The 22672-nt window shown below is 71.2% G+C and carries 23 protein-coding genes; 11 read left to right on the forward strand and 12 right to left on the reverse strand.

The window, feature by feature from the left end:
- Positions 1 to 45 precede the first annotated feature (45 nt).
- Positions 46 to 990 (reverse strand): sigma-70 family RNA polymerase sigma factor, encoded by a 945-nt coding sequence (locus AC0KTA_RS12070; RefSeq protein WP_481055121.1) that lies wholly within the window; start codon positions 988 to 990, stop codon positions 46 to 48.
- 171 nt (positions 991 to 1161) lie between these two features.
- Between AC0KTA_RS12070 and AC0KTA_RS12075 the strand changes: the two genes are divergently transcribed.
- Positions 1162 to 1647, forward strand: a complete 486-nt coding sequence (locus tag AC0KTA_RS12075) for a carboxymuconolactone decarboxylase family protein (protein WP_481055122.1) — start codon at positions 1162 to 1164, stop codon at positions 1645 to 1647.
- Positions 1648 to 1859: 212 nt separating this feature from the next.
- Here AC0KTA_RS12075 and AC0KTA_RS12080 read toward each other — a convergent pair whose 3' ends face one another.
- From AC0KTA_RS12080 to AC0KTA_RS12105, 6 genes are all read right to left on the reverse strand, one after another.
- Positions 1860 to 2774, reverse strand: coding sequence for a hypothetical protein (locus tag AC0KTA_RS12080; RefSeq protein WP_481055123.1), 915 nt, complete (start codon positions 2772 to 2774; stop codon positions 1860 to 1862).
- Between the two features lie 144 nt (positions 2775 to 2918).
- The gene (locus tag AC0KTA_RS12085; RefSeq protein ID WP_481055124.1) at positions 2919 to 3320 is read right to left on the reverse strand and encodes a hypothetical protein; all 402 of its coding nucleotides are present in this window, start codon (positions 3318 to 3320) and stop codon (positions 2919 to 2921) included.
- A gap of 44 nt (positions 3321 to 3364) precedes the next feature.
- The gene (locus AC0KTA_RS12090) at positions 3365 to 3961 is read right to left on the reverse strand and encodes a dihydrofolate reductase family protein (RefSeq protein ID WP_481055125.1); all 597 of its coding nucleotides are present in this window, start codon (positions 3959 to 3961) and stop codon (positions 3365 to 3367) included.
- 235 nt (positions 3962 to 4196) lie between these two features.
- Complete coding sequence (locus AC0KTA_RS12095; RefSeq protein WP_481055126.1) at positions 4197 to 4799, reverse strand: GNAT family N-acetyltransferase; 603 nt, start codon at positions 4797 to 4799, stop codon at positions 4197 to 4199.
- A 417-nt stretch (positions 4800 to 5216) separates the two neighbouring features.
- A complete protein-coding gene (locus AC0KTA_RS12100; protein ID WP_481055127.1) occupies positions 5217 to 6326 on the reverse strand; it encodes a family 2 encapsulin nanocompartment cargo protein polyprenyl transferase in 1110 nt (369 codons plus the stop codon).
- A gap of 130 nt (positions 6327 to 6456) precedes the next feature.
- Positions 6457 to 7863 carry a family 2B encapsulin nanocompartment shell protein gene (locus AC0KTA_RS12105; protein ID WP_481055128.1) on the reverse strand — a complete coding sequence of 469 codons (1407 nt, stop codon included), beginning with the start codon at positions 7861 to 7863 and terminating at the stop codon, positions 6457 to 6459.
- A gap of 370 nt (positions 7864 to 8233) precedes the next feature.
- Between AC0KTA_RS12105 and AC0KTA_RS12110 the strand changes: the two genes are divergently transcribed.
- The 3 genes from AC0KTA_RS12110 (at position 8234) to AC0KTA_RS12120 (ending at position 10202) form a co-directional block, all read left to right on the forward strand.
- Entirely contained in the window at positions 8234 to 8467 is a 234-nt protein-coding gene (locus AC0KTA_RS12110) for a hypothetical protein (protein ID WP_481055129.1), read from the forward strand.
- Between the two features lie 165 nt (positions 8468 to 8632).
- Positions 8633 to 9223 carry an N-acetylmuramoyl-L-alanine amidase gene (locus AC0KTA_RS12115; protein ID WP_481055130.1) on the forward strand — a complete coding sequence of 197 codons (591 nt, stop codon included), beginning with the start codon at positions 8633 to 8635 and terminating at the stop codon, positions 9221 to 9223.
- 37 nt (positions 9224 to 9260) lie between these two features.
- On the forward strand, positions 9261 to 10202 hold the full coding sequence (locus AC0KTA_RS12120; protein WP_481055131.1) for a 1-aminocyclopropane-1-carboxylate deaminase/D-cysteine desulfhydrase: 942 nt from the start codon (positions 9261 to 9263) through the stop codon (positions 10200 to 10202).
- Here AC0KTA_RS12120 and AC0KTA_RS12125 read toward each other — a convergent pair.
- Positions 10181 to 11779 carry a Na+/H+ antiporter gene (locus AC0KTA_RS12125; RefSeq protein ID WP_481055132.1) on the reverse strand — a complete coding sequence of 533 codons (1599 nt, stop codon included), beginning with the start codon at positions 11777 to 11779 and terminating at the stop codon, positions 10181 to 10183. The two genes, AC0KTA_RS12120 and AC0KTA_RS12125, sit on opposite strands and share 22 nt — an antisense overlap.
- A gap of 46 nt (positions 11780 to 11825) precedes the next feature.
- On the opposite strand from AC0KTA_RS12125, the gene AC0KTA_RS12130 reads away from it, so the two are divergent.
- From AC0KTA_RS12130 to AC0KTA_RS12140, 3 genes are all read left to right on the forward strand, one after another.
- Entirely contained in the window at positions 11826 to 12086 is a 261-nt protein-coding gene (locus tag AC0KTA_RS12130; protein ID WP_481055133.1) for a UBP-type zinc finger domain-containing protein, read from the forward strand.
- Positions 12087 to 12329: 243 nt separating this feature from the next.
- On the forward strand, positions 12330 to 12743 hold the full coding sequence (locus AC0KTA_RS12135; protein ID WP_016639611.1) for an ATP-binding protein: 414 nt from the start codon (positions 12330 to 12332) through the stop codon (positions 12741 to 12743).
- Complete coding sequence (locus AC0KTA_RS12140) at positions 12740 to 13906, forward strand: RNA polymerase sigma factor SigF (RefSeq protein ID WP_481055134.1); 1167 nt, start codon at positions 12740 to 12742, stop codon at positions 13904 to 13906. Before AC0KTA_RS12135 ends, AC0KTA_RS12140 begins: the two co-directional genes overlap by 4 nt.
- Positions 13907 to 14054: 148 nt before the next feature.
- Here AC0KTA_RS12140 and AC0KTA_RS12145 read toward each other — a convergent pair whose 3' ends face one another.
- Positions 14055 to 14507 (reverse strand): hypothetical protein, encoded by a 453-nt coding sequence (locus tag AC0KTA_RS12145; RefSeq protein ID WP_481055135.1) that lies wholly within the window; start codon positions 14505 to 14507, stop codon positions 14055 to 14057.
- Between the two features lie 125 nt (positions 14508 to 14632).
- On the opposite strand from AC0KTA_RS12145, the gene AC0KTA_RS12150 reads away from it, so the two are divergent.
- Complete coding sequence (locus tag AC0KTA_RS12150) at positions 14633 to 15601, forward strand: diacylglycerol/lipid kinase family protein (RefSeq protein ID WP_481055136.1); 969 nt, start codon at positions 14633 to 14635, stop codon at positions 15599 to 15601.
- A gap of 317 nt (positions 15602 to 15918) precedes the next feature.
- Entirely contained in the window at positions 15919 to 16176 is a 258-nt protein-coding gene (locus tag AC0KTA_RS12155; RefSeq protein ID WP_016639615.1) for a WhiB family transcriptional regulator, read from the forward strand.
- A 203-nt stretch (positions 16177 to 16379) separates the two neighbouring features.
- On the opposite strand, the gene AC0KTA_RS12160 is transcribed toward AC0KTA_RS12155, so the two are convergent.
- Positions 16380 to 17846 (reverse strand): sensor histidine kinase, encoded by a 1467-nt coding sequence (locus tag AC0KTA_RS12160; protein WP_481056394.1) that lies wholly within the window; start codon positions 17844 to 17846, stop codon positions 16380 to 16382.
- Positions 17847 to 18174: 328 nt separating this feature from the next.
- Complete coding sequence (locus AC0KTA_RS12165) at positions 18175 to 18771, reverse strand: TetR/AcrR family transcriptional regulator (RefSeq protein WP_481055137.1); 597 nt, start codon at positions 18769 to 18771, stop codon at positions 18175 to 18177.
- Positions 18772 to 18866: 95 nt separating this feature from the next.
- Between AC0KTA_RS12165 and AC0KTA_RS12170 the strand changes: the two genes are divergently transcribed.
- Positions 18867 to 19691 (forward strand): SDR family oxidoreductase, encoded by an 825-nt coding sequence (locus tag AC0KTA_RS12170; protein ID WP_481055138.1) that lies wholly within the window; start codon positions 18867 to 18869, stop codon positions 19689 to 19691.
- Positions 19692 to 19837: 146 nt separating this feature from the next.
- On the opposite strand, the gene AC0KTA_RS12175 is transcribed toward AC0KTA_RS12170, so the two are convergent.
- On the reverse strand, positions 19838 to 20908 hold the full coding sequence (locus AC0KTA_RS12175) for an SIS domain-containing protein (protein ID WP_481055139.1): 1071 nt from the start codon (positions 20906 to 20908) through the stop codon (positions 19838 to 19840).
- An 873-nt stretch (positions 20909 to 21781) separates the two neighbouring features.
- Here AC0KTA_RS12175 and nagB point away from each other — a divergent pair.
- A complete protein-coding gene (gene nagB, locus AC0KTA_RS12180) occupies positions 21782 to 22567 on the forward strand; it encodes a glucosamine-6-phosphate deaminase (RefSeq protein WP_481055140.1) in 786 nt (261 codons plus the stop codon).
- Positions 22568 to 22672 lie beyond the last annotated feature (105 nt).

Below are 22672 nucleotides of genomic sequence, written 5' to 3' on the forward strand. Positions count from 1 at the left end.
GTCGGCTTCCCGACTCCAGCCGACGCCGGCGGTCGGCTCCGCGATTCAGTCGGCGTCGGCGATCACCTCGGCGAGAGTGCGCTCGTCGAGCAGCGCCTCCAGCCGCTCCCGGTCGGCCAGGATGTTGATCTCGACGATCCGGCCCTCCCGGACGGTGAACTCGCCGACGGAGAAGGCCTTTCCGTTGTGCACGCTGATCTGGCCCACCTTGCCGTTGACCATCGCCAAGTACGTGGAACCGGCCAGCGTGGCGAACGAGCGCGCCCCGGCGACCACGGCCGTCGCGCCGCGCACCAGCCGGGACAGCCCGGCGATCTCGCCGCCGTCGGCCCGCAGCACCACGTCCGGGTCGAGCAGTTCGAGCAGCGCGTCGAAGTCGCCGCCACGGGCCGCCGCGAGGAATGCCTTGACGACCTCGCGGTGGCGCCTGCGGTCCGGGTCCGGCTCGGGGGCCGCGTCGCGCACCCGGCGGCGGGCGCGGCTGGCGAGCTGCCGGGTGGCGGCCGGGGCCCGCTCGACGATGGTCGCGATGTCCTCGAACGGCACGGCGAACATGTCGTGCAGCACGAACGCGAGGCGTTCGGCGGGGCTCAGCGTGTCCAGGACGACGAGGAGCGCGAGGCCCACCGAGTCCGTGAGCAGGGCCTCCTGCTCGGGGTCGACGGCTTCCCGGCCGCCCGGCAGCGAGCCGATCTGCGGGTCGGGCACGTGGATGCCGGGCACGTGCGGGTCGGATCCCTGGACGTCCAGGGGCTGTTCGCCGCGCTGCTTGCGCGTCCGCAGCAGGTCGAGGCAGACCCGGCCCACGACCGTCGTGAGCCAGCCGCCCAGATTCTCCACGCCCTCGCCGTCGGAGCGGCTGAGCTTCAGCCAGGTCTCCTGGACGGCGTCCTCGGCCTCGCTCAGGGAGCCGAGCATGCGGTAGGCGACGGCCTTCAGACGGGGCCTGTGCTCCTCGAACCGCTCCGCCAGAAGTTCTCTTCCGTCCACGTCACATTCCTTCGTCGCGATCCGTCATAGCAGTGACGCGCCCCGCGAGGGCGGCGCGCCGCAGGCCGGCACGGCTGATGCGGACAAGCAGATCACGAAGCACCGCGACGGTGCCGTGGATATCGATGTGACTTCGATCCGACATGGAGGTCCGGCATTGAGGACTGTGACATGGAGGAGCGCGACATGGAGGCCAACGTCATGAACGCACGCATGAAGAACCCGGCCCAGCTCCTGCCGGGCGCCACCCCCGCCATCCACGACCTGGTCAAGGCCGCGAACCAGGGCGGTGTCCCGCAGGAGGTCATGCACCTCGTCCACCTGCGGGCCAGCCAGATCAACGGCTGCAGCTACTGCGTGATCGGCGGTGCCGTGAAGGCGAAGGAGCAGGGCGAGACCGACGAGCGCCTGTTCGCGGTCGCCGCGTGGCGCGAGGCGACCTGCTTCTCCGACGCCGAACGCGCCGCCCTCGCCCTCGCGGAGTCGGCGACCCGCCTCGCAGACTCCTCCGACCCGGTCCCGGACCACATCTGGGAGGCGGCCACCGAACACTTCGACGACATGCAACTCGCGTCCATCGTCCTGTGGATCGGCATCACCAACCTCTTCAACCGCATCAACGCGACGACCAGGCAGCCCGGCGGGCAGACCTGGTGAGGGCGGGGGACACGGGGTGGGGGCGGTGCCGGTGCCGCCCCGGTGCGGCAGCGGTGCCCTCCTAGACCCGGCGTCTCGGCCCGCCCGCTCGCCCCTGCGTCTCGGCTCGGCGTCTCGGCTCGGCGTCTCAGCCCGGCGTCGAACGGGAGCCGGGGCCGGGACGCGCTGTCGGCCAGGACGCGCTGCCGACCGGGACGCGCTGCCGACCGGGCTCAAGCACCGCCTCCGAGCACGCCCCGCACGGTCGCCCGTATCCGCTCCTGGTCCGCGCGCACCGCCTCGTACGCGGACCGGTGGCGGGCTATGTCGCGCCGCTGCAGCTCGGCCGCGACGGTCCACCACACCCCGGCGGTGTTGTGCTCGCGCTTGCACTCGATGTCCGCGACGGCTGTGTCCCGCTCGCGCGGCGTGCGCTTGGTGTCGCCGTCGTCGCCCCTCCCCCATGCCTTGTCGCGGAAGGCGGCCTCCGGGCTCGCATACCGCTTGAAGCCCTTGTCGGCGACGCAGTCCGCCCACTCGTCCAGGGCACGCCGCATCCGCGGGTCCTTGGCGACGGCCTTGTCGAGCGCCGCGCGGCGGCCGACGACGTACCGCGTCATGCGGGTGTCGTCCTTGACGTCCGCCCGCACCCGCCGCGCCCCGGCCTGGGCGCAGCCGCCCTCGGGCACCCCGCGCCCGAAGCCCTCGGCGCCGTGCAGCGTCTCGTACTCGTCCTTGGTGACCAGGCGCCCCTTGCGCTCGTGCTCCTTCTCGTACTTCTTGAGGGCGTCGCGGTCGATCCCGTAGCCGTGGCGGCGGGCGTCGTCGAGGTCGAGGGAGCCGTACAGCGTCGTGGACACGAGCACCGCTGTCCGGGAGTTGGCCATGTCGAAGTCCTGCTCGCGCCACTGCCGGGGGAAATCGGGGAAGCCGTGGGACTTCATGCACCGCTGGGTGAAGCGGTCGGCCGCCTGTTCCTGGCGGTCGTAGTCACGACTGCTGAACTCATAGCGGTCCAAGGGCAGTTCGGGCAGGTCTTTCTCGTCGTCGACCTCGGGCACACCCGAGCCGCGCGCCATGCTCCGTCCGCTCTCGCCCTGTTCGGCCCCACAGCCCGCGAGCGCCACGACCCCCACGACAGCCACCACAGCGGCAGCCCAACACCCGCTTCGTTTCCCCCACTTCAGCTTCATGCATGCGAGCGTAACCGCGCCCACTGACAGTCGGCGGGCGAGGCGGGGATTCAGGGGCCGGGGGCCGCCGTCACGCCCCGCGCGCGGGGCCCGCGCGGCTCACGCCCCGGTGTCCTCGCGCTTGGACGCGGCCTTCGGGTCCACCTCGGCCCCGGCCGTCAGGTCGATCCTGGGTCCGGTCTCGGGGGCACCCTTGAGGTCGCCGGGGTCGACCTTGGGGTCCCCGGGAGAGACCCGGGGCCCCGGCTCGGAGTCACGTCTCGACAGGTGTCCGCGCTTGTACTTGCCCTTGTGGCCGCGGCCCGCCCGCGACTTCTCGTCCGGCTCACCGGAGACGTACGCGTCGCACTCCGGGTTGTGGCAAGGGCCGGGGCCCCACACGGGGACGTACGCCCCGAGCACCTTGCGCCGCTTGATGGCCGTGCCGACTGGCCGTCCGCAGTGCTCGCACACGGGCTCGCTCTGCGGGCGGGGGCCGGACCGGCGTCCGTCGCTGCCCATAACCCCAGGATATGGCGTTTTCCGGAGGTCGGACAGTCCAGCGGTCACTCCTTCTCGCGCTTCCGCGCATACGTACGGACGACGACTCCGTTGCCGAAGACCCTGGACGAGGTCAGCTCGAACTCGCTGACCGCGGACTCGACGCCCTCGAACATGGGCATGCCCGAGCCGAGCAGCACCGGGTAGGTCTTGAGGACGAGCTCGTCGACCTCGTCGAAGAGCTGGCCGGCGATCCGCGCGCCGCCGCACAGCCAGACGCCGAGCTCGCTGTCCTCGGCCTTGAGCTCGCGGACCTTGCCGATCAGGTCGTCGGCGATGATCTCGACGTTCGGGTCGGGGGACTTGCCGAGGCTGCGCGAGGCGACGTACTCCCGCATGTGCCCGTACGGGCTCGGCATGTTCTCGTCCAGGCCGAGCTGATAGCTGCCCATGCCCTGGATGACGGTGTCGAACTTCTCGTTCGGTACGTCGTCGAAGCCGAGGATGCGGCGTCCGGCGGCGGAGACGGTCTCCGGGTACTCCGTTTTGAGGAACTCCAGGAACTCGTCGTTCACAAACGACATGAAGGAGTTGGCGTCACCGCTCGGGTCACCGATGAACCCGTCGATCGACACGGCGACGAAGTAGGTGAGCTTTCGCAAGCTGAATCTCTTTCCGCAGAAGACAGAGGGAGTCGAAGGTCGGGTGACCTTCGCTTGGGCCACCCGACTCTCTTGGGCAACCCGATCTCGAACAACTGCATTTATAGTGCTTCAACCGCAGTGGTTTCAACCCTCTTTCTCGAACCGGCCCAGAAAAATCGGCCCCGGAGGCCGGGTCACCCGGTCCGAGGCCGATCTGAAGCTCTACGTCCAGCTCCGCGTCACAGGTCCCACGTCACGACAACCCCCGCGGCTCCCGCCACATGGGCCACATCCGCGGCCCGTCCGGCAGGTCGAAGGCGTTGCCCAGGTCGGCGAAGCCGAGCCGCAGATAGAGCTCCCGGCTGCGCGCGCTGCTCGCCTCCAGGTAGGCGTGCAGGCCGTCGCGGTCGCACCGCTCGAGCACCGAGCCGACGAGTGCCGTGCCGACGCCCTCCCCCTGCCGCTCCGGCCTCACGGCGATCATGTGGAGGTACTGGTGCGGCCGGTCGGTCGGATGGATCTCGGACGTCAACCGGCCGATCACCTCGACCCGTTCGTTGTCCGGGTCGACGGCCTGCCGCAGTTGCGCGGGCCCGTCGGCGGCTCCCTTGTGCGCCGGCCCCGCGGGCACCGACCACCACAGCGCGACGGCGGAGCCGTCCTCGGCGATGTCCACGTGCCCCTCCGCGAAGGCGAGCCCCAGGAAGGCGTCCATCAGCGCGCCGTGCCTGCTCCGCCGCCGCTCCTCGTCCGGGAACACCCAGCTGCTCACCGGGTCCCCCATGAACGCCTCGTTGAGCAGCCTGATCGCGTCCGCCCGGTCGCCCTCACCGGCCCTCCGGATCGCCACACCCACGGCTTCTCCCCTCCGCCTCGTCGGCCCTCAACTCCCGCCCCGGATCTGCCGCTTGCAGCCTAAGTGAGCATTTCGTACGCGACGACGGGCCCCGCGACACCAATTTCCCGGTGACGCGGGGCCCGTGCGTCGGTCGCCTCCCCCTCCTCGCTCAGCCCCCTCGCCCCCAGCCGCCGGCCAGTGACCAGCTCCCGGCGTCAAGAGGCCTCCGCCCTGTTAGCCCTCCGACCCACGGGTTCCCCACCCCGCCCCCCGGCCGACGGGCCCTCGGCCCCGGCGCCCCTCAACAGGCTCCCCCTTCGACAGCACCTCCATCCGCTGCCTCCCCTCAGCCCCTCTAGCCCCCCTTAGCCCTCCCCCTTTCAACAGAACCTCCGTTCTCCGCCCCTCCCAGGGCGCTCGCAGCCTCCGCCCCGGTCAATGCGCCCTCCGGGTGACGAACTCCGCGAGCGCCAGCAGGCCCCCCGCCCGGTCCGGGTCGGGCACCGCGCGGGCGAGTTCCCCGAGTGCCCGGGACATCCGGTCCGCCGCGTGGAGCTGCGCCCAGTCCCGACCTCCGGCCCGCTCCACGGCACGGGCCATCCGCTCCAGATCCCCCTCGGCCCCCTCGACCGTCTCTCGCCCGTACAGCCTGGCGAGTTCCTCCCCCTCGGGCGTGCCGGAGGCCAGTGCGGCGACCACCGGCAGGGACTTCTTGCGTGCGGCGAGGTCCGCGCGCGCGGGCTTGCCCGTACGCGCGGGATCCCCCCAGATGCCGATCACGTCGTCGATGAGCTGGAAGGCGAGCCCGGCCTGCCGGCCGAACCCGTCCAGCGCCTCCGCCGTGTCGGCCCCCGCCCCCGCGTAGACCGCCCCGATCGCGCAGGCGCACCCGAGCAGCGCACCCGTCTTGGCCTCGGCCATGGCGAGGCACTCCGTCAGCGAGACCTCGTCCGGCGCCCGGCTCTCCAGGGCGCAGTCCGCGTGCTGCCCCGCGCAGAGCTCGACGACGCAGGCGGCAAGCCGGGCGGCCGCCGCCGGGGCCCCCGGGTGGGAGTCCTCGGCGAGCAGCCGCTGCGCCAGTGCCTGCAGCGTGTCACCGGCGAGGATCGCGTCGGCGTCACCGAACACGGTCCAGGCGGTGGGCCGGTGCCTGCGCGTCGCGTCGCGGTCCATGACGTCGTCGTGCAGCAGTGTGAAGTTGTGCGTCAGCTCCACGGCCGCGGCCGCCCTGACCGCGCTCAGCGGGTCCCCGCCTAGGGCCCGCACGGCGGCCAGGACGAGGGCGGGCCTGATGGCCTTGCCCGCGTTCCCGGCCGCGGGCGTCCCGTCGGCGTGTTCCCACCCGAAGTGGTACAGCGCGACACGGCGCATCGAACCGGGAAGCGACTCGATGGCCGCGCGCAGCTCCGGGTCGACGCACAACCGCGCCGACGCCAGGATCTCCGCGGCCTCGTACCCCTCCCCGGGAGGGAGTCCCCGGGGTTCCCCGGGACCGTGCCCCCGGGGTCGCGGCGCGCGTTCCGTCATGTCCGTGGTGTCCGTCATGGACTCACTCCGGCGGGGCGGCGGGCGGTGGCGGATCCTGGGCCTGCGGGCGCGTATGCCAGGGGTCTACCCCTCGCCGCTCCCACCGACACGGACGGCGGCCCGCCGCCCGCCGCAACAGGGTGTCGCCTCACCTCCACCGGCCGATCTCGACGTTCTCCAGGATGCCGAGCGCGTCCGGCACCAGGATGGCCGCGGAGTAGTACGTCGACACCAGGTACGAGATGATCGCCTGCTCGCTGATGCCCATGAAGCGCACGGACAGGCTGGGCTCGATCTCGTCCGGGATGCCCGCCTGGTGCAGTCCGATGACGCCCTGGTCCTCCTCGCCCGTACGCATGCAGATGATCGAGGTGGTCCGCTCCTCGGTCACCGGGATCTTGTTGCACGGGAAGATCGGCACACCGCGCCAGGTGGGGATGCGGTTCCCGGCCACGTCGATGGACTCCGGGACGAGCCCGCGCTTGTTGCACTCGCGGCCGAACGCGGCGATCGCGCGCGGGTGAGCGAGGAACAGCTTCGATGCGCGCCGGCGGCTGAGCAGTTCGTCCATGTCGTCCGGGCTGGGCACGCCGTCGTGCGGCTGCAGGCGCTGGTCGTACTCGCAGTTGTTGAGGAGTCCGAACTCGCGGTTGTTGATGAGCTCGTCCTCTTGGCGTTCCTTCAACGCCTCGACGGTGAGCCGCAGTTGCTGCTCGGTCTGGTTCATCGGCTGGTTGTAGAGGTCGGCCACGCGCGTGTGGATGCGCAGCACGGTCTGGGCGACGCTCAGTTCGTACTCGCGCGGCCGGGACTCGTAGTCGACGTACGTGCCGGGGAGGACGGCTTCCCCTACGTGGCCCGCGGAGAGGTCGATGGGCGCCTCTCCGTAGGTGTTGGTGCGCTGGGCGGGGATGGAGCGCAGCCGGTCGAGGTGGGCGCGCAGGGACTCGGAGCGCTCCGCGACCTGTTCCAGGTCCTGGCGGGGGAGGGTGAGGACCGTGCAGGCCGTCACCGCGCGGACCGTGTACTCCCAGATGGTCTCCGGGTCGATGAGGGCCTGCTCGCCGAAGTACGCCCCGTCGGCGAGTGTCCCTAGGACGGTGTCGTCGCCGTACGGACCGGTGCCGATCTTCTCGGCCCTGCCGTGGGCGAGCAGGAACACCTCGTCCGCCTGGTTGCCGAACGACGTGAGGACCCCGCCGGCCTCGAACTCCCGCTGCTGGCAGCGACGGGCCAGCTCCGTGAGCACCTCCTGGTCCTCGAAGTCCCGCAGGACCGGCAGTTCGCCCAGCTCGGCCGGGATCACCTCGACGCGGTCCCCGGTCTTGACGAACGTGACACGGCCGTCACCGACCGAATAGCTCGTCCTGCGGTTCACGCGATACGTACCGCCCTGCACCTGCACCCAGGGCAGCATCCGCAGCAGCCAGCGGGAGCTGATCTCCTGCATCTGCGGCGCGGACTTGGTGGTGGTGGCCAGATTCCGCGCAGCGGATGTGCCGAGACTCTTCTGCGGCCTGTCCTGCTCCGAACGGATCTCTTCGCCTACCGACATGGAAACGCCTCCCGATCATGCGCTGACCTGCGACTCGCAAGCCTTCCAGCACGGTGAGTGCGGGCGCCATTACACATATGAGCGGGAATGGATCTCGGCGGACGGGGCACGTTGCCGTCCACCTGGCCGGATCCTTCGTACGTTCGTCCAAGGCCGCCGCGGACGGCGGGCCACGCGGAGCGGAACGCGGAATACCGGCCGCCGATCCGAATGATTCCGGCCAACCAGTGGGGTGCGGGCCGACCGGCTGACGCGGGCGCGGGCCGGATACGGCGGCGGGCCCGAGGGGAACTCCAAGATCCATGCACTCGTTCAACAGGACGAGCGCAGCGCAAGCACCATCCGCACCACATTCGTCAGGAGAAGCGACATGGCAGGCTTCCTGGACCGCGCCAGAGAACAGGTGCAGTCGGGTCTCAACCAGGGCAAGCAGAAGCTGGACGACGTGCAGGCGCAGCGGGCGGGCAACGACCTGCTCAAGCAGCTCGGCGCGGCGTATTACGCGGAGCGGCGCGGCAGCGGCACTGCGGACGCCACCCAGCAGGCACTCTCCGCCCTCGAGGCACACATCGCGACGCACGGCGACGGCTTCCTGCGCGGCTGACACCCGCGCGCCGCGGGGCCCGCGCCGCCGCCTGACCAGCCTTTCGCTGACCGGATCGACTCGCACGGTGCCCGAACAAATGGTTCGGGCACCGGCAGTTCCGGTACAAGCTGCGTACGAGGCGGTCCGCGACCGGCGACCGTCGCGCCCGCAAAGGAGGCGGCCATGGCCTCACCCATGTCCGCGAACAGATTCCTGGACGCGCTGCAGGACGAAGGTGCCACGATCGTCGAGGTCGGCAACTGGCGTGAGCACAACCGCAACCACGTGGGCCCGTGGGGCCCTGTGCACGGCGTGATGGTCCACCACACGGTCACCTCCGGCACCGAGGAGACGGTCGACCTGTGCCGCGACGGTCACGCCGCGCTGCCCGGCCCGCTCTGCCACGGCGTCATCACCAAGGACGGCCGCGTCCACCTCGTCGGCTACGGCCGCGCCAATCACGCGGGGCTCGGCGACGACGACGTCCTGCGGGCCGTCATCGCGGAGAAGGCCCTCCCTCCGGACAACGAGCTGAACACCGACGGCAACCGCCACTTCTACGGCTTCGAGTGCGAGAACCTGGGCGACGGCGAGGACCCCTGGCCCGAGGCCCAGCTGGAGGCCATCGAGAAGGTCTCGGCCGCCGTCTGCCGCCACCACGGCTGGACGGCCCGCTCGGTCATCGGCCACCTGGAATGGCAGCCCGGCAAGATCGACCCCGAGGGGTTCACGATGGCCGCGATGCGGGACCGCATCCACGAGCGCCTGAAGTAGCCCGTCCCCCCGTCCCGGCAAGGGGGAGAATGGCGGGGTGCCCGCCACCCCGCCCACCTCCGCACTCCACCCCCGGCTCCCCACCCCGCTCCAGCCGGTCGCGGACCCCCGTTTCGAGGCCCGCGGCGTCCGACTGCTCCTCAAGCGCGACGACCGGATACACCCGGACCTGCCCGGCAACAAGTACCGCAAGCTCGTCCTCAACCTGGACGAGGCGAGGGCGGCGGGCCACAGCACCCTGCTGACGTTCGGCGGTGTCTACTCCAACCACCTGCGGGCCACGGCGGCGGCGGGCCGCCTGCTGGGCTTCGCCACCGTCGGCGTCGTGCGCGGCGACGAACTGGCCGGCCGTCCCCTGAACCCGTCCCTCGCGCAGTGCGCGGCCGACGGCATGCGGCTGCACTTCGTCGACAGATCGACGTACCGGCAGAAGCGGGACCCCGCTGTCTTGGCGGAACTCCGGCGCACGACGGCCACGCAGGACGCGTACGTCATCCCCGAAGGCGGCAGCAACGCCCTCGCCGTCCAGGGCTGCACGGCTCTCGGCGAGGAACTGCGGGGGCACACGGACGTCGCCGCCGTCGCCTGCGGCACCGGGGGGACCCTCGCGGGCCTGGCCGCGGGCCTCTCCCCCGGCCAGCGCGCGCTCGGCATACCCGTCCTCAAGGGCGGCTTCCTCGGCCCCGAGATACAGGGCCTCCAGCGCGCCGCCTTCGGTGCCCCCGGCGCCAACTGGACCCTCGACGAGCGCTTCCACTGCGGCGGCTACGCCCGCACCACCGGCGAACTCATTGCCTTCGCCGACGACTTCGAGGACCGGCACGGCCTCCCCGTGGAGCGCGTCTACGTGGCCAAGCTCCTGTTCGCGCTGACTGCACTCTCCGAAGAGGGCACGTTCGCCCCGGGGACGACGGTCACAGCCGTCATCACGGGCACGCCGCCCGCGTCACCCGCGCCTCACTCCTCGACCTCCCGGTAGGCCGCGGCCTCCTCCAGGTCCAGCTTCCGCAGCAGCGTCCGCAGCAGCTCGTCGTCGATGCGCCGCTCGTCCCGCATGCGCACGAACACCTCGCGCTCCGCGGCGATCGCCTCGCGCGCGAGCCTGCGGTAGGTGTCGTCCGCGGATTCACCCGTGATGGGGTTGGGCTGGCCGAGCCGCTCCCACACGGAGTTGCGGCGCCGCTCGAGAACCGTGCGCAGACGGTCCTGGAGCGGCCCTGGCAGGCTGTTGCGCTCGTCCTCCATGAGCTCCCGCATCCGGGCCTCCGCGGCCTGCGAGGCGGCGTTCTGCGCCTGCGCCTCGGCCAGCGTCTGCTGCTGCGCGTCCCGCCCGGGCAGCTTCAGGACCCGGATCAGCCACGGCAGCGAGAGCCCCTGCACCACCAGCGTCCCGATGACCGTCGTGAAGGTCAGGAAGAGCACCAGGTTGCGGGCCGGGAACGGCTCGTCGTGATCCGTCACCAGCGGGATGGAGAACGCGATGGCCAGCGACACCACGCCCCGCATCCCGGCCCAGCTCACGATCAGCGGCCGCCGCCAGTCCATGTCGCTCTCGCGCTCCCGGATCCGCGCGGACAGCACGCGCGGCAGATACGTCGCCGGATACGACCACACGAACCGCACCGCCACGACGCACACGAAGACCGCGACGGCGTACCAGACGGCCTGCCCCACGCTGTACTCGCCGAGCTCCCCGAGGACGACCGGCAGCTGCAGACCGATGAGGGCGAACACCGCCGACTCCAGGAGGAAGCCGACGACCTTCCACACCGCGGCCTCCTGGAGCCGCGTCTCGAAGTCGACCTGCCAGGAACGGTGCCCCAAGTAGAGGGCCACCACGACCACGGCGAGCACTCCGGAGGCGTGCACCTGCTCCGCGGCGGCGTACGCGACGAAGGGAATGAGCAGCGACAGCGTGTTCTGGAGCAGTGATTCCTTCAGGTGGGTGCGCAGCCAGTGGATCGGCACCATCAGGAGCAGCCCCACGCCGACGCCGCCGACCGCCGCCACCAGGAACTCCTGGATGCCGCCCGCCCAGCTCGCGCCCTCGCCGACGGCCGCCGCGAGCGCCACCTTGTAGGCGGTGATCGCGGTCGCGTCGTTCACCAGGGACTCCCCCTGGAGGATGGTGGTGATGCGCGCGGGCAGTCCCACGCGGCGCGCGATGGCGGTGGCGGCGACGGCGTCCGGCGGCGCGATCACCGCCCCGAGGACGAGCGCGGCGGTCAGCGGGAGATCGGGGATCAGCAGATACGCGAGCCAGCCGACGACGAGCGTTGCGAACAGAACGTAACCGACCGACAGGAGCGCGACGGGCCGGACATTGGCCCGCAGGTCCAGATACGAGCTCTCCAGGGCGGCCGTGTGCAGCAGCGGCGGCAGGATCAGCGGCAGCACCACATGCGGGTCGAGGTGGTACTCCGGCACCCCCGGAACGTACGCGGCGATCAGGCCCACGCCGACCAGGAGCAGCGGGGCGGGCACCGGGGTGCGGCGCGCGGCGCCGGCGATCGCGGCACTCGCCGCGATCAGCGCCACCAGGGGCAGTACGTCCATCGGCCAGGCCCTCCGCCGTCCGCTCTCCCGTCGTAACCTGGCCATCATGAACGAGTGCTCGCACGTCAGCGCGCTGCCCCACCCCGAGCCGACGCCTCTGAGCGACACCTGCCCGGAGTGCCTCGCCGCCGGCAGCCACCCCGTGCAACTGCGGCTGTGTCTGGTCTGCGGGCACGTGGGCTGCTGCGACTCCTCGCCCTTCCGGCACGCGACGGCACACTTCAAAGAAACCGGGCATCCGGTGATGCGGACCTTCGAGCCGGGCGAGAAGTGGCGTTGGTGCTTTGTCGACGGTTCGATCGTCTGAGGCCTGGGTACGTCAACCCGACGCTCGTTCTTTCCAATTGAGCCCGCGAAACCCTAGCCACTGTCCGTACCCGTAGGCTTACTATGAGTGACAGCAACGGGATGGGGTCCCCGGGACACGGAACTGAGCAGCGCGGTAGCGTCACCGCTGGAAACGTGGTGCGTCACCCGTGTGACGCAGTCCGGACCGCCGCGGTGCGACGGCCGGAGCCCCGAAAGTGCTTGTACCACCTTGGAGGTGAGGGTGTCCCAGATCGCAGGCGAGCCCGGGAATCAGGACTTCGTGGAGGTCCGCCTTCCGGCTGCGGGTGCCTACCTGTCGGTGCTGCGTACGGCCACGGCCGGCCTCGCGGCGCGCTTGGACTTCACCCTGGACGAGATCGAGGACCTCCGCATCGCTGTCGACGAGGCCTGCGCGATCCTGCTCCAGCAGGCCGTGCCCGGCTCCGTGCTCAGCTGCGTCTTCCGGCTCGTCGACGACTCCCTCGAGGTGACCGTCTCGGCACCCACCACCGACGGCCGCGCCCCGGAGCGTGACACCTTCGCCTGGACTGTGCTGTCGGCCCTCGCGGGCAAGGTCGACTCCTCGGTCGCAGACGACAAAACCGTTTCGATCAGCCTCTACAAACAGCGCGGCGCGGGACCCGGGCCGGCGTGAGGGACGGGGACGGGCCCGTGCGGGACGAAGAGCGCGGAACACGTGGCACACACGGTCTGCCCGCCCGCGGCAGGGGCGGCACACGTCCGGCCACGGGGCGCGGTCCGGTGGAGCCGGGGTCTGCCCCCGGAGGCATCCCCGAACAGCAGGCGAGGCCGCACCCACAGGATCCGGAACAGCCGGGTCCGCCGACGGCGGCCGACACGGCCACAGTGCCAGAGCAGGCAGAGCCGACCGCCGGGGACGGGATCGACGAGCCGTCCGGCCCGGGCGGACGACAGGACCAAGTAGGCGCCGCACGCAGGGGGTCCCCCCGGGCGTCCAGCACTGGGGGCGGGTCCCCAGAAGGGCGGCGGCTGGTGACGGGCGGGACGATGAGCGAGCACGAGCAGCACAGCCGGCACGATCCACAGGACCGCAGCGGCGCGCGAGCGATGTTCGTCGAGCTGCGCTCACTGAAGGACGGCAGCCCCGAGTACGCGGAGCTGCGCAATCAGCTCGTCCGCATGCACCTGCCGCTCGTGGAGCACCTGGCCCGCCGCTTCCGCAACCGCGGCGAGCCGCTGGACGACCTGACCCAGGTCGCCACGATCGGCCTGATCAAATCGGTGGACCGCTTCGACCCGGACCGCGGCGTGGAGTTCTCCACGTACGCGACCCCGACAGTCGTCGGCGAGATCAAACGCCACTTCCGCGACAAGGGCTGGGCCGTGCGCGTGCCCCGGCGCCTGCAGGAACTGCGGCTGGCCCTGACGACGGCGACGGCCGAGCTCTCCCAGCTCCACGGCCGCTCCCCGACCGTGCACGAGCTGGCGCAGAAACTGGCGATCTCCGAAGAGGAGGTCCTGGAGGGCCTGGAGTCGGCGAACGCCTACTCCACACTGTCGCTCGACGTCCCGGACACCGACGACGAGTCACCGGCCGTCGCCGACACCCTCGGCGCCGAGGACGAGGCCCTGGAGGGCGTGGAATACCGCGAGTCCCTCAAACCGCTCCTGGAGGACCTGCCGCCGCGCGAGAAGCGCATCCTGCTGCTGCGGTTCTTCGGAAACATGACCCAGTCGCAGATCGCCCAGGAGGTCGGCATCTCCCAGATGCATGTCTCCCGGCTCCTCGCGCGCACGCTGGCGCAACTGCGCGAGAAGCTCCTCGTGGAGGAGTGAGCGGACCTCCCGGACGGGAGAAACCCTGACCGACCGGAAGAAAACCCGACCGCCTGAGACCTGACCGCCTGACCGGCGGGAGCGGCAGCACGAAGGGCGGCGAGCACAGCGCTCGCCGCCCTTCGTGCTGCCAGGTGCCGCTGTGCTGCTACTTGCCGCCCTCTTGTACGTTGCCGGGGCCGCCGATGCCGAGTGCCTCGGTGGCGGCGGGATTGACCAGGAGGACGAGCGTCGCGACCGCGGCCGCGGCGAGCGCGATGCCTCCGGGGATCATCGCGCTGTCCGCCTGCAGCAGCTGCCAGGCCACGGGCAGCGCCATGATCTGCGTGATGATCGCGGGGCCGCGGGCCCAGCGGCGCAGCCGGAGCAGACCGCGCGCGGCGAGCAGCGGCAGCAGCGCGAGGACGATCAGCGTGACGCCGCCGGTCGTCGCCTGCCGAGGGTTGTCGGGGTCGCCGGCGAGCCCCATCACGAGCATGTAGACACCGCCGACGACGAGGGCCAGGCCCTCAAGACCGGCAAGCGCCGCGGCGGCCGTGAGGCGCCCGGGGCGGGGTCCCGACTCGGGGGCTTCTGGGGTGGTCTTCGGCTCAGTACTCACGCATCGAGGGTAGCCCCGGACGTCCGCGCCCCGGCACGTCGGTGCGGTCCGGACACGGCCTCGGTCGGGTCCAGGTCGTGACCTCGGTCTGGGCGAGGTAAAGACCGCTAGGTAGTCTGCTGCGCATGCGTGCACTTCTCGTGATCAACCCGGCGGCTACCACTACCAGTGCGCGCACGCGTGACGTACTGATCCATGCCCTCGCGAGCGAGATGAAGCTGGAAGCGGTCACTACGGAGTACCGCGGTCACGCCCGCGACCTCGGCCGGCAGGCCGCGGAGAGCGAGGACATCGAGCTTGTCGTTGCCCTCGGCGGCGACGGCACCGTCAACGAAGTCGTCAACGGTCTGCTGCACAACGGCCCCTCTCCGGAGAACCTGCCCCGCCTCGCCGTCGTCCCCGGGGGCTCGACGAATGTCTTCGCGCGCGCCCTTGGACTACCGAACGACGCCGTGGAGGCGACCGGTGCCCTTCTGGACGCGCTGCGTGAGGGAAGCGGACGCACAGTGAGCCTCGGCCGGGTCTCGGGCACCCCGGGTACCGACGACGAGGCGGTGCCGCCGCGCTGGTTCACCTTCGCGGCCGGGCTTGGTTTCGACGCGGGTGTGGTCGGCCGGGTCGAACAGCACCGGGAGCGCGGCAAGCGCTCGACGCACGCTCTTTATGTGCGTCAGGTGGTACGCCAGTTCCTCGGCGAGGGCGACCGGCGGCACGGTTCGATCACGCTGGAGCGGGCCGGCGAGGAGCCGGTGACCGACCTCGTGATGTCCATAGTGTGCAACACCTCCCCATGGTCCTACCTGGGCAATCGCCCCTTGTACGCGTCTCCGAAGGCGTCCTTCGAGACGGGTCTCGACGTGCTCGGACTCAAGCGTCTGTCGACTGCTGCGGTGGCCCGATACGGCACCCAGTTGCTGCGGTCGACGCCCGAACGCGGGCCCCACGGCAAGAACGCCGTGTCGCTGCACGACCTGACGGACTTCACCTTGCATTCGAAGGTGCCCCTGCCCCTCCAGATGGACGGTGACCACCTGGGGCTGCGGACGAGCGTGACGTTCACAGGCGTACGCCGTGCACTGCGTGTGATTGTGTGAGTGGAAGGGCCTAAAGTCCTTTCACTCGAACGTTTAGGCCAGGCTCCACCCCATGGAAGTACGGCTGTGACTCAGTCGACACCGAGGAATCAAAAAAAACTTTCCGGAAGGGGTTGTATCCGCCGCCGAGGTTTGCGAATCTCTACATGGCGATCGGGACGGCCCGCAACACCGGCCTCTACAGCTCGCCAGAACCCCTCCTCACCACAAGGTCCACACCAGGCAACTGGGAGTCGGCCCTTCCCGCGCGGGGGGATTCGTGAAAGCGTTCACATTCACAAGCAATCTTCATGTAAGACCAAGGAGAGGTAGCAGCCATGGACTGGCGTCACAACGCCGTTTGCCGCGAGGAAGACCCCGAGCTGTTCTTCCCCATCGGCAACACCGGTCCTGCGCTGCTGCAGATCGAGGAAGCCAAGGCCGTCTGCCGTCGCTGCCCCGTCATGGAGCAGTGCCTGCAGTGGGCGCTCGAGTCCGGCCAGGACTCCGGCGTCTGGGGTGGCCTCAGCGAGGACGAGCGCCGCGCGATGAAGCGCCGCGCCGCCCGCAACCGGGCGCGCCAGGCCAGCGCCTGACGCCCACGCCCCTTACGAGCCCGAGCCCGGCGGCGCGTGTGCCTGACGGCATTACTCCGTAGACAGCGCGTACGCAACCCCCGCCCCCGAGCCGCAGCCGCGCAGTACCCCCGGTGCGCATCGCAACGTGAGCAAGAAGCCCCGGACCGACCAGGTCCGGGGCTTCTTGCTGTGCGCACCCGCGCACCGCGCGCACCCGGGCGTCACTTGTCGGCGCGCACCGGGATGTCGAGGACCACGCGCGTGCCGCGCTCCGGGGCGGGGACCATGTCGAACGTGCCGCCCAGCTCGCCCTCGACGAGGGTGCGTACGATCTGCAGGCCCAGATTGCCCGAGCGGTGCGGGTCGAAGTCGGCGGGCAGGCCGACGCCGTCGTCCTGGACCGTGATCAGGAGCCGGGACTCCTTGGCGGTGCCGCCGCGGACGGCGGAGACCTCGACACTGCCCGTGTCCCCCTGGGCGAAGCCGTGCTCCAGGGCGTTCTGCAGGATCTCCGTGAGGACCATCGACAGCGGCGTCGCGACCTCCGCGTCGAGGATGCCGAAGCGACCGGTGCGCCGGCCCGTCACCGTACCGGGCGAGATCTCCGCGACCATGGCGAGGACGCGGTCGGCGATCTCGTCGAACTCCACGCGCTCGTCCAGGTTCTGGGAGAGCGTCTCGTGGACGATGGCGATGGAGCCCACGCGGCGCACCGCCTCCTCCAGTGCCTCGCGGCCGGAGACGGAGTCGATGCGGCGGGCCTGCAGCCGCAGCAGCGCCGCTACCGTCTGCAAGTTGTTCTTCACCCGGTGGTGGATCTCCCGGATGGTGGCGTCCTTCGTGATCAACTCCCGCTCGCGGCGACGCAGTTCGGTGACGTCGCGCAGCAGGACGAGCGAACCGATGCGCGGGCCCTTGGGTTTGAGCGGGATGGCGCGCAACTGGATCACTCCGTCACCGCCCTCGATCTCGAACTCGCGGGGCGCCCAGCCGCTGGCGAGCTTGGTCAGCGCCTCGTCCACCGGCCCCCGGGACGGGGCCAGTTCGGCGGTGGCCTTGCCCAGGTGGTGTCCCACCAGGTCGGCGGCGAGTCCGAGGCGGTGGTACGCGGACAGGGCGTTCGGCGAGGCGTACTGGACGACGCCGTCCGCGTCCAGGCGCAGCAGGCCGTCGCCCACGCGCGGGGATGCGTCCATGTCGACCTGCTGGCCCTCGAAGGGGAACGAGCCCGCGGCGATCATCTGCGCCAGGTCGGACGCCGACTGCAGATAGGTGAGTTCGAGGCGCGAAGGGGTGCGCACCGTGAGGAGGTTGGTGTTGCGGGCGATGACTCCGAGAACACGCCCCTCCCTGCGTACGGGAATGGACTCGACGCGCACGGGGACCTCTTCGCGCCACTCCGGATCGCCCTCGCGCACGATGCGCCCCTCGTCGAGGGCCGCGTCGAGCAGTGGACGGCGGCCGCGCGGGACGAGGTGTCCGACCATGTCGTCCTGGTAGGAGGTCGGGCCCGTGTTGGGCCGCATCTGCGCCACGGAGACGTAGCGCGTGCCGTCGCGCGTGGGCACCCACAGCACGAGGTCGGCGAAGGAGAGGTCGGAGAGGAGCTGCCACTCCGAGACCAGCAGATGCAGCCACTCGAGATCGGAGTCGCCGAGGGCGGTGTGCTGGCGTACGAGGTCGTTCATGGAGGGCACGTCTGCGAGCGTACCTGGCGCTCTTCCCGACGGGCCGCGGCGCCGGGGCGGGACCCTCAACCCGGCCCCAACACCGCAGCCCTTCAGGTGCATCGGCAGCCAGAATGTGCGGTACCGGCAGCCGATTCCGGGAAGGTCCGACGCGGTCAGGGCAGAGAGCGCCGGCTCCTCGGTCCGCTCTTCTGTGCGGGAAGAGCGGGGCTTTACTCCCGCATTGTGGACTAGACCATTCTCCTGTGTCTATGCGCGGAGCGGGGTTTGTTCCCGGATCTTCCTCCAGCCCCGGGAGGGGCGAGCCCCGCCGCCCCTCCTTCCCTGCTCAGCTCTCCGGCCAGGCCCGCATCGCGAGGTCGACCACGGCCTCCAGGTCCTCCCTGGTGGCGCCGTCGCGGGACTGCTGGGACAGCCCCTGGAAGACGGCTCCGACATAGCGGGCGAGGTCGGCGGCGTCCGTGCCCTCGGGCAGCTCACCGGCGGCGATGCCCTGCTGGATCCGGGACGCGAAGGTCGCGATGTTCGCGTTGCGCTGCTCGCGCAGGGTCTGCTCGACCTCCGGGGTGGTGCAGTTGGTCGCCGCGTGGATGACGAGGCAGCCATGCGGGTGGCCCGGCTCGGTGAAGACGGCGGCCGCCTCGCGCAGGACGCGCTCCATCGCGGCACGCGCCGTCGGCTCCTCGGCAAGGGCGCGGCCGCCGAAGGCTCCGTACGAGCCCGCGTAGCGCACCAGGACTTCGCCGAAGAGCGTCCGCTTGTCACCGAAGGCCGCATACAGGCTCGGGGCGCCGATGCCCATCTCGCGGGTGAGGTCGGAGACGGTCGTCGCCTCGTACCCGTGCTCCCAGAACTGGCGCAGGGCCTTCTCCAGGGCCGTCTCGCGGTCGAAGGAGCGGGGCCTGCCTCGCTGTTTCGTCGCCATGAGGAAATTTTATAGCGGGCGCTAGAAAAGCGGGGCGCGGTGGGGTACGGTTTTTTGTGTAGCGACCGCTAGAGAAAGTTGGGGGGCGCCTGATCATGGGTGCGCTGACGGAGAAGACGGCCGAGCCGAATGCGAGGGCAGCCTCGCAGGCCGAGGTGGTCGGTGGGCGGCTGGCCGGTAGGACCGCGCTGGTCACGGGCGGCAGCCGGGGCATCGGGCGGGGCATCGCCGAGCGACTGGGACGGGACGGCGCGCGGGTCGGCGTGCATTACGGCAGCAATGAGGCGGCCGCGAAGGAGACGGTGGCGGCGATCGAGCGGGCGGGCGGCTCCGCGTTCGCGATCGGCGCGGAGCTGGGCGTGCCGGGTGACGCGGCGGCGCTGTGGGAGGCGTTCGACACACACGCGGACGGCCTGGACATCCTGGTGAACAACGCCGGCATCGGCACGTCGCGCCCCTTCGCGGACACGGACGAAGCGGAGTACGACCGGCTGTTCGCGGTGAACGCCAAGGCGCCGTTCTTCGTGACCCGGCTCGGCACCGAGCGGCTGCGGGACGGCGGCCGCGTCATCAACATCTCGTCGGGCGTCTCGCACGCGGCGGTGCTGCCGGACATCATGACGTACGCCATGACGAAGGGCGCCCTGGACGTCTTCACGCGGAACCTGTCGAAGGTGCTGGGGCCCCGCGGCATCACGGTCAACGCGGTGGCCCCGGGCATCGTGGACACGGACGTCAACGCCGCCTGGCTGCGCGGCGAGGAGAACAAGGACGCGTGGGCGGGTGCGGCGGCGATGTCGGCACTCGGCAGGGTCGGGACGGCGCAGGACATAGCCGACGTGGTCGCGTTCCTCGCCTCACCGGACGGACGGTGGGTGACGGGGCAGTGGATCGACGCGACGGGAGGGTCGCTGGCGTGAGGCCGGAGGGTTCCGACTCGGGACAGGGAGTTCGCTGACGCGAGGCCGGGGGCGAGGGCGCGCCGGCCTCCGGCCCAGGGGCCCAGCCGCACGCAGGCGCCCGCCCCGGGTCCGGCGGCCGAGCCCGGGGCGGCACACGGGTGGGCTCACCTCGTTTCGGTCACCTTGGCCAGGGCCCTCGGTGCGTCCGGGTCCTGGCCGCGGGCGATCGTGACCTCGTAGGCGAGGAGTTGGAGGGGGATGATCTCCAAGATGGGCTGGACCTCCTCGGGCACGTCCTCCGTCGGCAGGACGAACCCGGCGGAGGCCTGCTCGACCTGGGCCTTCGGGCCGATGACCACCAAGTCGGCGCCGCGGCCGCGCAGCCGGTCGAGGACGGGCTGGAGCGCCTCTCCTCCCCTGCCGTCCGGCACGACGGCGATGACCGGGGAAATGTTGTCGACCATGGCGAGGGGGCCGTGCAGCAGATCGGCGCCGGAGTAGGCGAGGGCGGGGATGTAGCTGGTCTCCATCAACTTCAGGGCGGCTTCCTTGGCGGTGGGATAGCCGTAGCCGCGGGAGGTGATCACCATGCGTTCGGCGAAGCGGTAGCGGGCGGCGAGCGTCCGGACCTCCTGCTGCCGGGCCAGGAGATCGGCGGCGAGATCGGGCAGGGGGCGGGCCGGGGCGCCGTCGCCGTCGCGCAGCCCCTCGATGAAGAGATAGAGGGCAAGCAGGGACGCCGTGTAGGTCTTCGTGGCCGGCAGAGCCTTCTCCGGGCCCGCGAGGATGTCGATGTGGTGCTCGGAGACGGCGGCCAGCGGGGAGTCGGGGTTGTTGGTCACGGCGAGCGTGATGGCGCCGGCCTCGCGGGCCGCCTGGGTGGAGGCGACGAGGTCCGGTGAGCCGCCGGACTGGCTCACGGTGATGACCAGGACGTCCCGGAGGTCGGGCCTGGCTCCGTAGGCCGTGGTCGTGGACATGGAGGTCAGGCCGCAGGGCAGGCCGAGACGGACTTCGAGGAGGTATTTGGCGTAGAGGGCGGCGTGGTCGGAGGTGCCGCGGGCGGTGAGCAGGACGAAGCGGGGGCGTTGCGCGGCGACCTGGGCGGCGGTCTCGCGGATCTTCGGGGCACCGGTGTCGAGGAGCCGACGCAGGACCTCGGGCTGTTCGGACATCTCGCGGGCCATGATGCGGCCGGGCTGCTCGCTGTACGTGGAGGACGACGTCACAGTCATGCCTCCCACTCTGCTTGCTACTGGCCGGGAGCGCTTGTTTCTGGCCGGGGGCCTTGAGCGGGGCGGGGTGAGGCTGGGGCTGCGGGAGCACGCTTTGCGTGGGGCAGCCCGCCTGGGGGGACGTTGGGCAGCCCGCCGGGGGGGGACGTTGGGCAGCACACCTTGAGCGTGGGGCAGCCCGCCTGGGGAAGGGACGTTGGGCCGCACGCTTTGAGCGTGGGGCGGGGCGTCTTGGGCGTCGGGAAGCGTGCCTTGGGCGTCGGGCAGCACAGCTGGGGGGCGCCGGGCAGCACGCCTCGGGTACGGGGTGCAGCACGCCTCGGTTACGGGGGCAGCACGCCTTGGGGGGCCGGGGAGCGTGCCTTGGGCGTCGGGCGGGGCGGCTTGGGCGTCGCCCGCGTGCCCTTGGGCGTCGGGCAGCACATGTTGGGCGTCGAGCAGCGTGCCTTGGGCATGGGGCACCGCGCCTTGGGCATGGGGCTGGGCTCCCTTGGACGTCGTGCCTCGGCGTCGGACCTCGTGCCTGCGGCCTCAGGCATCGGGGGCGCGCCTCGCGTTCGGCGTCGGCTTCCGGCTTCCGGCTTCCGGCTTCCGGCTTCCGGCTTCCGGCTTCCGGCTTCCGGCTTCCGGCTTCCGGCTTCCGGCTTCCGGCTTCCGGCAGCATGTTCGGGTGTCGGGCTCGACGAGCGGGCAATGCGTGCCGGGGGCCTTGCGGCGTATTGGCGGGGAACGGGCGGTGCCGGGTGCGCGGGGCTGGGCGACCCCTGCGTGAGGGCGGGGTGGCTCTGCTAGATTGGTCTATACCACACTTGTAGCCGGGCGTTCTGCGCTCGTCCCCCTCATCCAGTCCTACTCCAGATCGGCAGGCCCAGCGTGGAAGTTGTCATCGTCCCGGACGCCAAGGCAGGCGGCGCGCTCATCGCGGAGGCCATGGCCGCCCTGGTGCGCCGCAAGCCCGACGCCCTGCTCGGTGTCGCCACCGGCTCGACTCCGCTGCCCATCTACGAGGCGCTGGCGGCGAAGGTGCGCGCGGGTGAGGTCGATGCGGCGCGGGCGCGGATCTGCCAGCTCGACGAGTATGTGGGGCTGCCGGCCGGGCACCCGGAGTCGTACCGCTCGGTGGTGCTGCGTGAGGTCGTGGAGCCGCTCGGGCTGAGCGAGTCGGCGTTCATGGGGCCGGACGGCAGCGCGGAGGACGTGCAGGGTGCGTGTGAGGCGTACGACCGGGCGCTGGCGGAGGCGGGCGGGGTCGACCTGCAGCTGCTGGGGATCGGTACGGACGGGCACATCGGGTTCAACGAGCCCTGCTCTTCGCTGGCCTCGCGGACGCGCATCAAGACGCTGACGGAGCAGACGCGGGTGGACAACGCGCGGTTCTTCGAGGGCGACATCGACCAGGTCCCGCACCACGTCATCACGCAGGGCATCGGCACGATCCTGGAGGCGCGGCACCTGGTGCTGCTCGCGACGGGTGAGGGCAAGGCGGATGCCGTGGCGGCGACGGTCGAGGGGCCGGTGGCTTCCGTGGTGCCCGCGTCCGCGCTGCAGTTGCATCCGCATGCGACGGTCGTTGTGGACGAGGCTGCCGCGTCCAAGCTGAAGCTTGCGGATTATTTCCGGCATACGTTCGCCAATAAGCCGGCGTGGCAGGGGCTTTAGCCTCCGGCAGGGTGCGGAGACGGCGCCGGGCGCCCCCTTGGCGGGGGCGTCCGGCGCCGTCTGCATGCTGGTGCCCCGCCCTGTTTTCGGGCTCGGGCCGGGGGG

The organism is Streptomyces sp. Y309, from assembly GCF_056712025.1.

Coding starts and splice junctions, on each gene's coding strand:
- AC0KTA_RS12075 (WP_481055122.1), top strand. CDS start 1,162: ATGGAGGAGCGCGACATGGAGGCCAACGTCATGAACGCACGCATGAAG.
- AC0KTA_RS12085 (WP_481055124.1), bottom strand. CDS start 3,320: ATGGGCAGCGACGGACGCCGGTCCGGCCCCCGCCCGCAGAGCGAGCCC.
- AC0KTA_RS12100 (WP_481055127.1), bottom strand. CDS start 6,326: ATGACGGACACCACGGACATGACGGAACGCGCGCCGCGACCCCGGGGG.
- AC0KTA_RS12105 (WP_481055128.1), bottom strand. CDS start 7,863: ATGTCGGTAGGCGAAGAGATCCGTTCGGAGCAGGACAGGCCGCAGAAG.
- AC0KTA_RS12110 (WP_481055129.1), top strand. CDS start 8,234: ATGGCAGGCTTCCTGGACCGCGCCAGAGAACAGGTGCAGTCGGGTCTC.
- AC0KTA_RS12115 (WP_481055130.1), top strand. CDS start 8,633: ATGGCCTCACCCATGTCCGCGAACAGATTCCTGGACGCGCTGCAGGAC.
- AC0KTA_RS12125 (WP_481055132.1), bottom strand. CDS start 11,779: ATGGACGTACTGCCCCTGGTGGCGCTGATCGCGGCGAGTGCCGCGATC.
- AC0KTA_RS12130 (WP_481055133.1), top strand. CDS start 11,826: ATGAACGAGTGCTCGCACGTCAGCGCGCTGCCCCACCCCGAGCCGACG.
- AC0KTA_RS12150 (WP_481055136.1), top strand. CDS start 14,633: ATGCGTGCACTTCTCGTGATCAACCCGGCGGCTACCACTACCAGTGCG.
- AC0KTA_RS12155 (WP_016639615.1), top strand. CDS start 15,919: ATGGACTGGCGTCACAACGCCGTTTGCCGCGAGGAAGACCCCGAGCTG.
- AC0KTA_RS12160 (WP_481056394.1), bottom strand. CDS start 17,846: ATGAACGACCTCGTACGCCAGCACACCGCCCTCGGCGACTCCGATCTC.
- AC0KTA_RS12165 (WP_481055137.1), bottom strand. CDS start 18,771: ATGGCGACGAAACAGCGAGGCAGGCCCCGCTCCTTCGACCGCGAGACG.
- AC0KTA_RS12170 (WP_481055138.1), top strand. CDS start 18,867: ATGGGTGCGCTGACGGAGAAGACGGCCGAGCCGAATGCGAGGGCAGCC.
- AC0KTA_RS12175 (WP_481055139.1), bottom strand. CDS start 20,908: ATGACTGTGACGTCGTCCTCCACGTACAGCGAGCAGCCCGGCCGCATC.